General features: G+C 49.0%; 21 protein-coding genes. 1 reads left to right on the forward strand and 20 read right to left on the reverse strand.

Annotated elements, in window-relative coordinates:
• Positions 1 to 12: 12 nt before the first annotated feature.
• The 11 genes from tatC to hisB form a co-directional block, all read right to left on the reverse strand.
• Entirely contained in the window at positions 13 to 810 is a 798-nt protein-coding gene (tatC, locus tag LG219_RS09585) for a twin-arginine translocase subunit TatC (protein ID WP_308444082.1), read from the reverse strand.
• Between the two features lie 9 nt (positions 811 to 819).
• The gene (locus tag LG219_RS09590) at positions 820 to 1197 is read right to left on the reverse strand and encodes a Sec-independent protein translocase subunit TatA/TatB (protein ID WP_226764367.1); all 378 of its coding nucleotides are present in this window, start codon (positions 1195 to 1197) and stop codon (positions 820 to 822) included.
• Between the two features lie 70 nt (positions 1198 to 1267).
• The gene (gene tatA / locus LG219_RS09595) at positions 1268 to 1480 is read right to left on the reverse strand and encodes a Sec-independent protein translocase subunit TatA (RefSeq protein WP_226764271.1); all 213 of its coding nucleotides are present in this window, start codon (positions 1478 to 1480) and stop codon (positions 1268 to 1270) included.
• Positions 1481 to 1587: 107 nt separating this feature from the next.
• Positions 1588 to 1917 (reverse strand): histidine triad nucleotide-binding protein, encoded by a 330-nt coding sequence (locus tag LG219_RS09600; RefSeq protein WP_226764272.1) that lies wholly within the window; start codon positions 1915 to 1917, stop codon positions 1588 to 1590.
• Positions 1918 to 1997: 80 nt separating this feature from the next.
• The gene (locus LG219_RS09605; protein WP_173532549.1) at positions 1998 to 2318 is read right to left on the reverse strand and encodes a phosphoribosyl-ATP diphosphatase; all 321 of its coding nucleotides are present in this window, start codon (positions 2316 to 2318) and stop codon (positions 1998 to 2000) included.
• An 82-nt stretch (positions 2319 to 2400) separates the two neighbouring features.
• The gene (hisI, locus tag LG219_RS09610; protein WP_226764273.1) at positions 2401 to 2805 is read right to left on the reverse strand and encodes a phosphoribosyl-AMP cyclohydrolase; all 405 of its coding nucleotides are present in this window, start codon (positions 2803 to 2805) and stop codon (positions 2401 to 2403) included.
• Complete coding sequence (gene hisF / locus LG219_RS09615) at positions 2802 to 3569, reverse strand: imidazole glycerol phosphate synthase subunit HisF (protein ID WP_173532547.1); 768 nt, start codon at positions 3567 to 3569, stop codon at positions 2802 to 2804. The genes hisI and hisF overlap by 4 nt, the downstream gene beginning before the upstream one ends.
• 29 nt (positions 3570 to 3598) lie before the next feature.
• Entirely contained in the window at positions 3599 to 3937 is a 339-nt protein-coding gene (locus LG219_RS09620) for a hypothetical protein (RefSeq protein ID WP_226764274.1), read from the reverse strand.
• Between the two features lie 17 nt (positions 3938 to 3954).
• Complete coding sequence (gene hisA / locus LG219_RS09625; RefSeq protein WP_226764275.1) at positions 3955 to 4695, reverse strand: 1-(5-phosphoribosyl)-5-[(5-phosphoribosylamino)methylideneamino]imidazole-4-carboxamide isomerase; 741 nt, start codon at positions 4693 to 4695, stop codon at positions 3955 to 3957.
• Between the two features lie 113 nt (positions 4696 to 4808).
• Complete coding sequence (gene hisH / locus LG219_RS09630; protein ID WP_226764276.1) at positions 4809 to 5453, reverse strand: imidazole glycerol phosphate synthase subunit HisH; 645 nt, start codon at positions 5451 to 5453, stop codon at positions 4809 to 4811.
• Positions 5454 to 5585: 132 nt separating this feature from the next.
• Positions 5586 to 6179: an imidazoleglycerol-phosphate dehydratase HisB gene (gene hisB, locus LG219_RS09635; protein WP_173532543.1), complete on the reverse strand. Its 594-nt coding sequence runs from the start codon at positions 6177 to 6179 to the stop codon at positions 5586 to 5588.
• A gap of 350 nt (positions 6180 to 6529) precedes the next feature.
• Here hisB and LG219_RS09640 point away from each other — a divergent pair, with 350 nt between their 5' ends.
• Complete coding sequence (locus LG219_RS09640) at positions 6530 to 7567, forward strand: tetratricopeptide repeat protein (RefSeq protein ID WP_226764277.1); 1038 nt, start codon at positions 6530 to 6532, stop codon at positions 7565 to 7567.
• Between the two features lie 106 nt (positions 7568 to 7673).
• On the opposite strand, the gene hisD is transcribed toward LG219_RS09640, so the two are convergent.
• From hisD to LG219_RS09685, 9 genes are all read right to left on the reverse strand, one after another.
• A complete protein-coding gene (gene hisD, locus LG219_RS09645) occupies positions 7674 to 8969 on the reverse strand; it encodes a histidinol dehydrogenase (RefSeq protein WP_250647270.1) in 1296 nt (431 codons plus the stop codon).
• A gap of 213 nt (positions 8970 to 9182) precedes the next feature.
• Positions 9183 to 9713: a TIGR00645 family protein gene (locus LG219_RS09650; protein WP_226764278.1), complete on the reverse strand. Its 531-nt coding sequence runs from the start codon at positions 9711 to 9713 to the stop codon at positions 9183 to 9185.
• 11 nt (positions 9714 to 9724) lie between these two features.
• Entirely contained in the window at positions 9725 to 10324 is a 600-nt protein-coding gene (locus LG219_RS09655) for an ion channel (protein WP_226764279.1), read from the reverse strand.
• 5 nt (positions 10325 to 10329) lie between these two features.
• Complete coding sequence (gene hisG / locus LG219_RS09660; RefSeq protein WP_226764280.1) at positions 10330 to 10977, reverse strand: ATP phosphoribosyltransferase; 648 nt, start codon at positions 10975 to 10977, stop codon at positions 10330 to 10332.
• Positions 10978 to 11010: 33 nt separating this feature from the next.
• Positions 11011 to 11415, reverse strand: a complete 405-nt coding sequence (locus LG219_RS09665) for a DUF4870 domain-containing protein (RefSeq protein ID WP_226764281.1) — start codon at positions 11413 to 11415, stop codon at positions 11011 to 11013.
• Entirely contained in the window at positions 11415 to 12665 is a 1251-nt protein-coding gene (murA, locus tag LG219_RS09670) for a UDP-N-acetylglucosamine 1-carboxyvinyltransferase (RefSeq protein ID WP_226764282.1), read from the reverse strand. Before murA ends, LG219_RS09665 begins: the two co-directional genes overlap by 1 nt.
• 115 nt (positions 12666 to 12780) lie before the next feature.
• Positions 12781 to 12966, reverse strand: coding sequence for a hypothetical protein (locus LG219_RS09675; RefSeq protein WP_226764283.1), 186 nt, complete (start codon positions 12964 to 12966; stop codon positions 12781 to 12783).
• Positions 12966 to 13208, reverse strand: a complete 243-nt coding sequence (locus tag LG219_RS09680) for a BolA family protein (protein ID WP_226764369.1) — start codon at positions 13206 to 13208, stop codon at positions 12966 to 12968. Before LG219_RS09680 ends, LG219_RS09675 begins: the two co-directional genes overlap by 1 nt.
• A 56-nt stretch (positions 13209 to 13264) precedes the next feature.
• Entirely contained in the window at positions 13265 to 14020 is a 756-nt protein-coding gene (locus LG219_RS09685) for an ABC transporter permease (RefSeq protein WP_226764284.1), read from the reverse strand.
• Positions 14021 to 14047 lie beyond the last annotated feature (27 nt).

The following is a 14047-nucleotide window of genomic DNA, read 5'->3' on the forward strand; positions in this document are numbered from 1 at the left end:
CTCAGAGAAAAATCAAACGGCTACGACCGCTTTGGGGCGAAATAACATCGCGGCAATAAACACGCCCAGCTCATAGAGCAAACACAGCGGAATCGCGAGCATCAATTGCGATACCACATCGGGCGGGGTGACGATTGCAGCAATGACAAAGGCGCCGACAATGACATAAGAGCGGATTTCACGCAATTTTGCGATGGAGACCACGCCCATTTTGACCAATACAATCACTGCAATCGGTACTTCAAAAGTCACGCCAAAAGCCAAAAACATACCAATGGCAAAATCTAGATATTCACCTGAATCCGGTAGCCATTGCATGCTCGCGGGCACAACCGAGACGATAAACTTAAAGACGACGCCAAATACCAGAAAATAAGCAAAAGACATACCCAGAACAAACAATAAGCTGGAGGCGATAATCAAAGGAATAATCAGCTTTTTTTCGTGCTGGTAAAGGCCGGGCGCAACAAAAGCCCAGACTTGAAATAAAGTGTGCGGCAAGGTAATGACAAATGCGACTAAGGCGGCGATTTTAACCTGCACCATAAATGGCGAGGCAATGCCAATCGTGACCAGCTTTTGGCCGGGGAGTACCGCCGCTAAGGGGGCGACGAGTAAATCGTAAAGTTGCGCCGAAAAAGCAAAGGCAACGATAAAGCCAAGTAAAAAAACCAGCACGCCGCGAACTAAGCGGGTGCGTAACTCTAATAAATGGCTAAATAAAGGCTGTAGATTATCGATCATGTCTTGTTCGCTATCGGCAAGGGGTGGGTCTAATTCACAGCAGCAAGGCGATGAACGATGCGTCATTCATCGCGCTTAGCGCCGATCGCGATAGGCGCTATTGGGGAATGCTGGCGGTGTTTCGATGGCTTGCTCAGGCGTATGGATGGGGGGGCTGTCCTCGTCACTGCCCGTTGGCGGCATTTGCGCGCCTTCGGCTAGCATGGCGGCAGCATCGGCAAAGGGCTGATGAATTGAATTGCGTAAATCATCGGTCCCTTCGCGCAATTGAGCCTCTAGCTTGGCCAGCTCACCCATTTGCATTTCTTGGTGGATTTCAGATTTTACATTGGCGATAAAGCGCTGCAAGCGGCCAAGCAGCATGCCGGCCGTTCTTGCAACTTTAGGCATGCGTTCAGGCCCCACCACGATCAAAGTGACGGCACTAATGACTAATAACTCACCAAAACTCATGTCAAACACAGGCGTTACCAGAAAAAAGCAGAGTGAATAAAAAGAGCGAAAACCTGAGTGCTAAGCACGCTTAAGGTTTGTCGTTATCAATGACACGACCGACTTCTTTTTCTGCTGGTTTTTTGGCATCCACTTCAGCTTGTTCGCCTTCTTTTAAGCCGTCTTTAAAGCCTTTGACGGCGGAACCCAAATCTTTGCCGACAGAGCCGAGTTTTTTGGTGCCAAAAACCAAGATGATAATGACCAGTACCACTAACCAATGCCAAATACTAAATGAACCCATGATATGCCTCGATAAGTAGAGGGCGATTGATCGCCGATAAATGCTAAATTTCTGTATTAATACAAGTGGATAGATTGATGCAGGGTAATTAATCTGCGTCTGAGCGTCTATGACTCTTCTGGGGTACCCAAGACATGTAAATGCAAGTGATACACTTCTTGCCCACCTGCTTCACCGGTATTGATCGCCGTTTTAAAGCCCGCTTGTAGGCCTTGCTCACGCGCGATTTGCGGTACTCGTGCCAAAAGTTGACCCAATAACACTTGATCTTGCTCGGTACAAGCAAGCAAAGAGTCAATATGCCGCTTGGGAATGACTAAAAAATGCACTGGGGCTGCTGGGCGAATATCGTTGAAGGCGATGACATCATCGTCTTCAAAAATGATTTTCGCAGGAATCTGTTTGTCAACAATCTTACAAAATAAACAATCGCTCATTGCGCTTCCCATTAGACCTAAGTAGATCAGCAAAAGTTTTCGTGCATCGCGGTTTTGTGATCTAACGCTTGCACGAGGACTTATTTGCGTGCCGCTTTTTCATCAATCCCCGATATGCCTTCACGTCTAGCTAATTCGGCCAGTACATCTTCATGGCTTAAGCCTTGATGCGCCAGCAAAACCATAGTGTGAAACCATAAATCAGCCACTTCTCGCACCAAATGCAGTTTGTCGCCATCTTTGGCCGCCATAATGGTTTCGACTGCTTCTTCGCCGATTTTCTTGAGAATTTCATCGGTGCCTTTGTGATACAGCTTGGCAACGTAAGACGAAGTTGGATCGGCTAAACGACGCTCAGCCAGCGTAGTCGATAAACGTTCAAGAATTTCAGCGGAAACCATAGCGAGCTCCAAACAGCAAACATGAGGGATTATATTGCGCTTACGTTACAAGTTCGTGGCAATTGTAACGGTGTGAGATTTTTTAATGTTGATGATTCGCACCATAAATCGACTTTGGATCTTTTAAAACCGCTTCGGAAACAATCCATTGGCCATTTTGCAAAGTGCGGAAAAAGCAGCTTTCTCGGCCGGTATGGCAGGCAATGCCGCCTTCTTGGCGAATTTTATAAATTAAGACATCGCCATCGCAATCGAGCTCAATGGCGGATACGTGTTGAAAATGCCCGGATTCTTCGCCTTTGTGCCATAACTTTTGTCGTGATCGAGTCCAATAATGGGCGGTATGTCGCTCAGCAGTAAGCGCAACGGCCTCTCTATTGGCATATGCAAACATCATGATGCGTCCAGATGTTTCATCTTGGGCGATGACTGGCACTAGACCTTTGTCATCCCACTGGATTTCATCCAGCCAAAGTGGGTGGCTCATAAACGCACCTCAATGCCCGCAGCCTGCATCGCCAGCTTAGCGTCTCGGACTGAATACTCGCCAAAATGGAAGATGCTCGCCGCCAACACGGCATCGGCATGGCCTTGCTTTACGCCATCGACCAAATGCTGCAAATTACCCACGCCACCTGAGGCGATGACCGGAATATTGACTGCATCGGATACGGCGCGCGTCAGTGGCAGATTAAAACCGATCTTGGTGCCATCTCTATCCATGCTGGTGAGTAAAATTTCACCTGCGCCAAGCTGCTGCATTTTCAGCGCCCATTCCACCGCATCAAGCCCAGTTGCGCGGCGGCCGCCGTGGGTAAAGACTTCCCAACGGCTATTGGTGGCATCGGTGGCTTTAGCATCAATGGCCACCACAATGGCTTGGCTACCAAAACGACTCGCAGCTTGTTCGACCACTTCGGGATTGGTCACCGCGGTGGTATTGATGCTGACTTTATCGGCGCCGGCGTTAAGTAAACGACGCACGTCGTCAGGTACGCGAACGCCACCGCCAACGGTGAGCGGAATAAAAACTTGTGAAGCGACCGCTTCAATCACATGCAAAATTAAATCGCGGTTATCGCTCGAGGCGGTAATGTCGAGAAAGGTCAGCTCGTCTGCGCCTTGTGCGTCATAACGGCGCGCAATTTCGACAGGGTCTCCGGCATCACGTAGTTCGAGGAAGTTGACACCTTTGACGACACGGCCAGCGGTGACATCAAGGCAGGGAATAATACGTTTGGCTAAAGGCATTTTATTTCCGTGCGGTGAGGCACCGCAGATTAATCGAGTTGTTGCTGTTTCCAGTTTTCCCAAATGGCAGCGGCCGCTTCAGCGTATTGGCTGCGGCTGCCAGCAAATTCTGGCGTAAACCATTGGGTGAAAACATTAAAAAGAAGTTGTTGAACGTCATCGACGTTCAAGCACTGCGGTAGACTGCGCAGAATACTGCCGACTTCTGGGGCGTAACCTTCCGGCTCGCTAATCAGCGAAATTGTCATCGGGTCATGTTCAAACAAAATCTGGCACATTTGGGCGAACCATTCGGGATTATTCGTGCGTATCCATTCGCCCGTTTTTCTCTCATCGCTTGCCCAATTGAACCAGTCTGGTTTTTCCATGCGCCCTCGCTGATGATTTAGGCGGAAAGCTCATCCGCTAAATCTTGTGCCTTGGCAAAATCGATGGTGCCTTCATAAATGGCGCGGCCAGTGATGACGCCTTCAATGCCTTCATCAGCGACTTCACATAATTTACGCACATCGTCCAAATTAGTCAGGCCGCCAGAGGCAATCACAGGGATGGTTAACGCTTGGGCTAATTTGACCGTGGCTTCGATATTCACGCCAGACAACATGCCATCGCGGCCGATATCGGTGTAAATAATGCTTTCAACGCCATAGCCTTCAAAGCGTTTGGCCAGATCAATCACATTGTGATCGGTGATTTTGGCCCAACCATCGGTGGCCACCATGCCGTCTTTGGCATCTAGACCGACGATGATTTGCCCCGGAAAAGCATCACACGCTTCGTGTAAAAACCCCGGTTGTTTGATCGCGGCAGTACCAATAATGACGTAATCAATCCCGGCATCGAGATACATTTCGATGGTTTCCAGCGAGCGAATACCGCCGCCCAATTGCACTGGCACTTCGCCATTGATTGCCGCGAGGATTTTTTTTACTGCCGCCAAATTTTTTGGCTTACCCGCAAACGCACCGTTTAAATCGACTAAATGCATCCGACGCGCACCTTGATCGAGCCAATGACTGACGAAGCTTGCTGGATCGTCAGAAAATACGGTGGCATCGTTCATTTCACCTTGGCGCAGGCGTACGCACTGGCCATCTTTTAAATCAATTGCAGGAATAATCAGCATGATGTTAGCGTGTAAAAGTAAAAGAGTCGTTAATAGGTCAAAGCCAAGTAAGCAGTATAGGTTAAAACCAACCGCACTGAGCGAAGCGATTTAAAACAGCAGATCAACTTAGCTTATTGCTTACCATCCCAATGCACAAAATTTCTTAATAATTGCAGCCCCGCAGTGTGGCTTTTTTCGGGGTGGCATTGGATTGCAAAGATATTGTCTTTGGCGATGGCGACAGCAAAGCGATTAGGGTAGCCGGTTTCAATGATGGTGTCGTGCGGCTCGGTCGGTGCAAAATGATAGCTGTGAACGAAGTAAAAGCGCTCTTTGTCAGCAATGCCAGCCCATAGCGGATGATCTTGCACAATGAATGTTTCATTCCAGCCCATATGCGGCACTTTGAGTTTTTGGCCTTGCTCATCGTGCATGTTTTCGGGCTTGAACTTAATGACTTGGCCTTTAAATACGCCAAGGCAATCCATATCGCCTTCTTCGCTATGTTCAAACAATAACTGAGCACCCACGCAAATACCTAAAAAAGGCTTGCTCGCCGCAGCATCCAGTACGGCTTGCTTTAAGCCGCTCGCCTCAAGTTCGCGCAGACAATCGGGCATGGCGCCTTGGCCAGGAAAGACCACTTTATCTGCACTGGCCACCACAGCAGGGTCGGCGGTGAGGATGATTTCGGCATCGGCTTGTGCGACAAATTCCAATGCTTTGGTCACCGAATGCAAATTGCCCATGCCGTAATCTACGATTGCTATTTTCATTTTAAATATTTCACCACAGAGGCACAGAGACACAGAGGGAGTAGTGGAAAAACAAAAACGATTGAGTGTTCATTGGTCGTCTTGGTTTGTCTCTGCGCCTCTGTGTCTCTGTGGTTAATGTTTTTAGCCAAATTAGCCGACTAGCGTGCCCTTGGTCGATGGCGTGATGCCTGCCATGCGGGGGTCGTGCTCAACGGCCATACGCAAAGCGCGACCCAGTGCTTTGAAAATCGTTTCAGCTTGGTGATGGGCATTTTTGCCCTTGAGATTGTCGATGTGTAAGCTGATTGCGGCATGGTTGACAAAACCACGGAAGAATTCACCAAATAAATCGACATCAAAACCGCCAATCATTGCGCGAGTGTATTCGCAATCGTATTCCAAACAGGGGCGACCCGATAAATCGACGACCACGCGCGAGAGCGCTTCATCCAGTGGTACATAGCTATGGCCGTAGCGCACAATGCCTTTTTTATCGCCAACGGCTTGAGCAAAGGCTTGCCCCAAGGTAATACCAACATCTTCAACCGTGTGATGGGCGTCAATATGCAAATCACCAACGGCTTTGATTTCGATGTCAAATAGGCCGTGGCGAGCGACTTGGTCGAGCATATGCTCAAAAAAAGGCACGCCGGTATCAAATTTGCTGATCCCAGTGCCATCTAAATTGAGGGTGATGGTGATTTGAGTTTCTAAGGTATTGCGGCTAACTGTTACTTGGCGCATGAATTTGTTCTCGAGATTGGCAATGGACAAGGGCATTGAGCAGAAATGCGCAGACCAAAATGATGTTGCACTATTCTATCAGAATCCGCCGAATCGTTACTGATGCCACGCGCTTTCTTTCTCATAGTTGGAAAGCGACGGTTGAAACGCAATACTCAATCTGGCGCGATATTTTATTTTGATGTCATTTATCTTTCGAGCGCGCTCAAGTATTGGGCCATTGATGACGATAGCAAGTCAGTCATCAATGCGTTCATCACCCGGGAAGTGGGGATTTGTTGATGACGATATTGTCATATCGTGTGCTGCCGATCTGATTTTTCGTTCTAAACAATAGGTGAGTCCATTCTGTGATTGAGCTGCAATTAACTGAGCAAGTGATGCGTCAACAGCGGGTGTTGGCGGTTGCGCAATCGATGTTCCTTGAGCCGGTTGGCGCGCGCTCGCAGTGCCTGGTTTTGTTGGATGAAGCAAGAGCGGTATTTGATGCGCCTTGTTTGATTGATTGCGCGGTATTGCTCTCACAAATTGAAGACCAGCTCGGCGACTTAAACCAAGCAATTCGTTGTTTAACAGAGGCGCTGGTGTATGCCGAAGAATTTAAGCAAACGCAGCGCATGCCAGAGATCCTCGAACAAATCGGCCGTTGCTATTACTCGCAAGCGTGTTATCCCCAGGCGCTGGAACATTGGCAGCAATGCGCTGTTTTATGTGGCAAACAAGCCGCGTTTTTAAAAACGCGCAGCTTGGCGCTGATTGGTTTGGGGCAGATTTGCGATGCTGGTGGTGACTATGTTTTGGCCGAGCAAATGCAGCGTCTTGCCCATGGCCTATTGGCGGACCATGCTGATGTGTTTTTATTGGTGAAGGCTCAAATTAATTGGGCGGTTAGTTTAAAAAAAATCGGTGAAATTGCGGCGGCGACCGCATTATTACGCGACGCTTTACATCAGTGTTTACAGCAAAATTTACCGCATTATGCGGCGACAAGCTCATATCGCTTGGCTGAAATTAAACTAGAAACCGGGGATTTAATCACTGCTGAAGGCTTGATTGCTGATGGTTTAGCCATTGTTGCTAGCACGCCATATCATTGGGCTGAGGCCAATTTATTGGCTTTATCTGCGCAATTAATAGCGAAAAAAGGGCAGCCTTTATCGGCGCTGGCCATGATTCAGCGTGGCTTGTTGATTGCCAAAACGGATGGTTTACGGCATTTAGAAATGCGTTTAAGCGAACAGGCTGAGCGTTATGCCCGCAGTACGGGGCAGTTTGAATTGGCCGATGATTTAGCGCGTCGAGTGAATTTTATTTTGCTGCATTTAAATGCGGCGATGGTGCCGAATATTTCACCCAATTTAAGCGGTCTGAGTGAATTGCTTATTTAGGGTATATGATTGTAGGCTATGCCTATATTGGTTTACATGGCAATACCTTGTTGTTTTATAGTTGCCATACAACAGCCCCGCAATCGTGATTGTGGGGCTGTTTGTTTTAGGCTTTAAAGCGCAGTTCAGCGGCATTGGCATGCGCAGTTAGCCCTTCACCGTGCGCCAAAACGCTGGCGATTTTGCCGAGTTTTTGGGCGCCAGCTGCAGAGACTTTAATGATCGACGAGCGCTTTTGGAAGTCATACACCCCGAGTGGGCTGGAAAAACGCGCGCTGCGGGCGGTTGGCAACACATGGTTGGGTCCTGCGCAATAATCGCCCAAGCTTTCTGAAGTGAATTGCCCCATAAAAATCGCCCCTGCGTGGCGGATTTTTGGCAATAGCGCATCAGGGTCGGCGACGGATAATTCCAAATGCTCTGGTGCGATGTAATTGCTGATTTCGCAGGCTTGAGCCAAGTCTTTCACCAAAATCAGCGCGCCGCGATTGGCCAGTGATGCGCTGATAATGTCTTTGCGCGGCTGGTTTGGTAGCAATTTAGCGATGCTGGCTTCAACTTCGGCCAAGTAAGCAGCGTTGGTACAGAGCAGAATCGATTGCGCGATTTCATCGTGTTCGGCTTGGCTAAACAAATCCATCGCCACCCAATCGGCAGGCGTTGTGCCGTCGGCAATCACTAAAATTTCGGATGGGCCGGCCACCATATCAATGCCAACGATACCAAATACGGCGCGTTTGGCGGCCGCCACGTAGGCATTGCCGGGTCCGGTGATTTTGTCGACTTGCGGCACAGTTTGCGTGCCAAATGCCAATGCGCCAACGGCTTGCGCGCCACCAATGGTAAAGGCACGGCTCACACCGGCCACATACGCCGCACCGAGCACCATATCATTGCGCTCACCACGCGGTGTTGGCACTACCATGATGATTTCTTGAACGCCAGCAACGTGGGCTGGAATGGCATTCATCAGAACTGAAGATGGATAAGTTGCTTTGCCGCCGGGAACATAAATACCCACGCGATCGAGCGCGGTCACTTGCTGGCCGAGCAGTGTGCCGTCTTCGTCTTCATACGACCATGATGCCATTTTTTGTTTTTCATGAAAGCTGCGCACGCGCGCGGCAGCGGCTTGTAATGCGGCGGCTTGCTCTTGTGGCAGGCGTTCAAACGCGGCTTTGAGTTCTTCTTGGCTTAGCTCCAAATCGGCCATCGATTGTGCTGCTGTGCCGTCAAACTGATTGGTGTAGTCAATCACTGCGGCGTCGCCACGCTGTTTTACATCGGCCAAAATGGCGGCAACGCGAAGGTCGACTTGCGGGTCTTGCGACGTTTCAAAAGCCAGTAGTGCGGTGAGCTCGGCGTGGAAATCGTTCGAGGTAGAATCAAAACGGCGAATCATGGCGTAGACCCAAAGCAAGAAAGAATGGCCTTGATTATACCCTGACTTATCCTGCTATCGGCAGCGATCCAGCGAATTGTCATGTAAGCGCCAGACTCAATATTGGCGTGATTGAAGGCGCTTTGGCTGTGGTGGTTTGTTTTTGATGCCGTGCTCGATGCCGCATACCCCGCGCCGTCATTGATGGACGACGCGGGGTATGCGGTGCGGTGTTTAGTGCGGGTTAGATACCGAATGCAGCAGTTTATCGGTGTAAGCGAGCGCCGCAGCAGACACCAGGAAAGACAAATGAATAATCACTTGCCATTTCATCGTGGCCTCTGAGGTTTGTGCCGCGTTGATAAAGGTCTGCAATAGGTGGATCGACGAAATGCTGATAATCGCCATCGAGAGTTTGACTTTAAGTACCGTGGCATTCACGTGATTTAGCCATTCGGGTTGGTCTGGATCACTATCAATATGCAGTCGAGAAACAAAGGTTTCATAGCCGCCAACGGTGACCATGAGCAATAAATTGGCGATCATCACCACGTCGATTAAACCCAATACGGCGAGCATAATTTGGGTTTCGCTCAATGAGGTTAAATTCATCAGCATATTAAAAAGAGCGGCTAAAAACTTATAGGCATACACGCCCTGTACGATGATCAGTCCTAAGTAAATCGGCAGTTGTAGCCAGCGGCTATTAAAAATAATTTTGGAAATAAACGGGGTTTTGGTATTGGATGCAGTTGAGGGTTTCATCTCGCAAGGCCTCATAAATTCGAAGTAGTGGGGTGGTCAGTTTGACTGACCGCGTGATCGTGACTGAGTTCGGTTGTGGGGTCGATTTTGGGCTTACGCGGCGTTTTGGGTTTGGACTGCGGAAAAATCACCCGACTAAAGATGAGCGTCATAAATACGCCAAAATGCGTGGTTCCAATCAGCGACTCGGCAATAAATAACATTTGTCCTTGGTCAGAGCACGGCAGTAAATCGCCAAAACCGACGGTAGAAAAAATTTCGGCAGAGAAATAAATCGCTTGCAGTAAAGTTGGCGCTTTGAGGCAGTGCAGCGGTGGACCAAATACAGCAAAATGATGCCAACCAATCGCAAACACCATGGCCAAAATGATATTGCTTAAGACAAACAACCAAACCGCATGCGCTGGGGTCACGCCATCGCTTAGGCGCTGCCCTTTGGCAATACTAAAAATAAAGTAAAAATAATTGGCGTAAATGGCAACGATAAAAACAATCAGCCGCTCATTAATATGAGTAAAGGTGAAAAGTTGCAATAGCCATGGCCAGCAAAACATCATGGCCAGCGCATAAAATGGCGCTTTGCGCCAACTAATCCAATTTCGCCACGGCATCGTGCTTAGTTTTTCCGGCTATTAACCGTTGTCGTAAACGCGTCGAGCATGGGTTGAATTCGCGCCTGCTTGAGTTTGAGTGCCGATTGATTAATGACCAAACGACTTGAAATATCACGAATATGCTCAACCGCTACTAAATCATTGGCTTTGAGCGTACTGCCGGTCGAAACCAGATCGACAATGGCGTCGGCCAAGCCGACTAAGGGCGCTAATTCCATTGAACCATACAGTTTGATTAAATCGATATGCACGCCTTTGCTGGCAAAATGCTCTTTAGCCTGCTCGGTGTATTTGGTGGCAATGCGTAAACGCGCGCCTTGTTTCACCGCTTCAGCATAATCAAAGCCATTTTGCACTGCCACCATCAGGCTGCATTTGGCGATTTCTAAATCCAGTGGCTGATACAAACCTTGGCCGCCATGCTCGATCAACACATCTTTACCGGCAACGCCTAAATCGGCCGCGCCGTATTGCACATAAGTTGGCACATCGGAAGCACGAACGATAATCAGCTGCACATCGGCTTGGTTGGTGCCGATGATCAGCTTGCGGGTGCTTTCGGGGGCTTCACTGGGCACAATTCCTGCCGCAGCCAATAGCGGTAGCGTTTCTTCAAAAATACGGCCTTTCGATAGCGCGATCGTAATCATTAGGGTTCCAGCAGTGGCGCAAGCGCCACGGTTTTATTTAAATAGTTTGAGGCCGGCAGGGTATTTGGCAGGCCAACCGTTCATCGCTTTGGCCGCTTCCCACACCGAAAACAAAGACGCACCAATGGCAACCCACCAAATAAAAATGGGCGTTTTAAAGAACAAAGTTGCAATCAGCGCCAAGACATAAAAACACGCCATTAGCATTTGAAAATTACACACTTGCACCGCGTGTTGTTCAACAAATTCCGAGTGCGCGCGGGCAAATTGCAAACCTAAAAAAGGAATGATCAGTGCCAACACTTGCAGCGGCATAATCGGTAACCAAGATAGCCCGGACAAATGCAAAATCACGGCGCTGGTTTTTTCTGCCTGCGTCGGTGGTTTGACTTTGCCGTCGCTGTCTTGTCCTGCCGGCTTGGGGTTGATATTGAACATTAATGGAATCGCTCAATACTTGCGCCAATGCCAGCGAGTTTGGTTTCAATATGCTCATAGCCGCGATCAAGATGGTAGATGCGATCGACAATGGTTTCGCCTTCGGCAATCAAACCGGCGATCACTAAGCTGGCTGAAGCGCGTAAATCAGTGGCCATCACCACGGCACCAGAGAGTTTTTCAACGCCGGTGATGATGGCAGTATTGCCTTCGGTATTAATTTTTGCGCCCATCCGGACCAATTCCGGGGCGTGCATAAAGCGATTTTCAAAAATCGTTTCAGTCACCACGCCGGTGCCTTCAGCAATACAATTGAGCATCATAAACTGCGCTTGCATATCGGTTGGGAAGGCCGGATACGGCAGCGTGCGTAAATTCACTGCGCGAGCGCGGTGTTTCATTTCGAGTGAAATCCACGTTTCACCGGCTTCGATATAAGCGCCTGCTTCGCGTAATTTATCCAGAACGGCGTCGAGAATATCAGCGCGGGTATTTTTGAGTAAAATTTTGCCTTGCGCGGCGGCGGCAGCGACTAAGAAGGTGCCGGTTTCAATTCGGTCGGCGATGATGGCGTGTTCTGCGCCATGCAAGCTGGCAACGCCTTCAATGGTAATGGTGTCGGTACCGTGGCCGGTGATTTTGGCGCCCATTTTGATCAGGCATTCCGCCAAATCAACGACTTCGGGTTCACGTGCCGCATTTTCGATCACGGTAATCCCATCAGCTAGCGTGGCCGCCATCAATAAGTTTTCGGTGCCGGTGACGGTGACCATATCGCATACAATGCGCGCACCTTTGAGGCGGCCTTTGGCTTTGACGTAGCCATGCTCAATGGTGATCTCAGCGCCCATGGCTTCAAGGCCTTTGATGTGCTGATCAACAGGGCGTGCGCCAATGGCGCAACCGCCGGGTAATGACACTTGCGCTTCACCAAAGCGAGCCAACGTTGGGCCAAGGACCAAAATTGAAGCGCGCATGGTTTTAACCAATTCATACGGCGCAGTGAGGCTAGTCAGTTCTGCGGCAGTGAGCTCGTACTCATGGACGTTATCGGTCATCACGCGAACGCCCATGCCTTGCAGTAATTTTTGCGTGGTTTTCACATCAGCCAATTGCGGCACATTGGTCAAGCGCAATGTATCAGCAGTCAGTAAACAGGCGCATAAAATTGGCAGTGCGGCGTTTTTTGCGCCAGAAATAGTAATTTCACCGGCCAGTGGGTGACCACCAATAATTCTTAATTTGTCCATGATGTATCAATTCTCTAAAAACGAAATAGGCAATGAAATCCGTCGGCGCATGGCTTACGCAGCATCGAATGCGAGATCGCATGCTGGCTGGCAGTGGCTTGGCGACGGTGAAGTTTTATTTAAACCAAGTCCACCACACCCAAGCAACAATACCCATTAGCCATGGCAAATTGCTCAGTGCAACTAAACGGCCCATGCTACGGCGATCTTGGGGTTTTTTGGCGTCGATTTTGGCTTGTTCAATAACGGCTTTGGCGTCATCAATGGCCGATAAATCAAAACGTTTATCGGGGTTGGCCATTAACGTTTGGCCATTTCAGCCGGTGTGAGGGTCGCGCGCATTGAAATTGCGTGCAGCTCGCCTGAGTCGATATGGGCTTTTAGGCCGTCGTTGATTAAGCGATGCCGCGCCAATAAACCCAAACCTTCAAAGCGGCTTGAGACAATCGTGGCATAAAAATGATGACCATCGCCTTCAACATCGAGCTGTTCGCAAGGTAGGATTTGGGCAATAAGGGCTTGTACTTGTTCTGGCGTCATGATGCTCTTTAGGGGGTCAAATCGACTCTAGGCGATGAAATTATCGCTGGAGTAAAAAGTTAGCGGCGAATTTTGTATCCCGATTTTATCAAGGAGAAGGCCATTGCGGCGAGAATAAGTAAACTAAATCCGACTACGGACAAAGAAAGCCAGGGATTGACATCACTTTGACCAAAAAATCCGTAGCGAAAGCCGTCAATCATATAAAAAACCGGATTAAAGTGCGAAACGTGCTGCCAAAATGGCGGCAAGCTATGAATCGAGTAAAACACGCCAGATAAAAAAGTCAGCGGCATAATCAAAAAGTTTTGAAACGCGGCCAGCTGATCAAATTTTTCGGCCCAAATCCCAGCAATCATGCCCAATACTGCCATAATGCCGCAGCCTAATAGCGCAAAAGTTAAAATCCATAGGGGGTATTTAAGGCTAGGCAAGTCAAATATTAGTGCCGTGAGCGATACCCCTAGACCGACTACCAGCCCACGTACAATCGCGGCCAGCGTATAGGCCGAGAAAAACTCAAAGTGCGACAACGGTGGTAGCAAAACAAACACCATGCTGCCGGTGATTTTGGATTGAATAATACTCGAGCTGGTATTGGCAAAAGCATTTTGCAGCATGCTCATCATCATTAAACCGGGAATCAAAAACGCGGTATAGCTCACGCCTGCTAAAGGCTGAACGCGATCGGCTAAGACTTGTGAAAACACCAGTAAATACATCAAGGCCGTTAAAATCGGCGCGGCGACGGTTTGAAAGCCAACCTTCCAAAAACGTAATATTTCTTTATAAAACAGCGTGTAAAAGCCGGTCATTGTCGTTGCCTAAGGTGATGCGGTAAG

The organism is Deefgea salmonis (assembly GCF_020531905.1).
GTDB classification, from domain to species: domain Bacteria; phylum Pseudomonadota; class Gammaproteobacteria; order Burkholderiales; family Chitinibacteraceae; genus Deefgea; species Deefgea salmonis.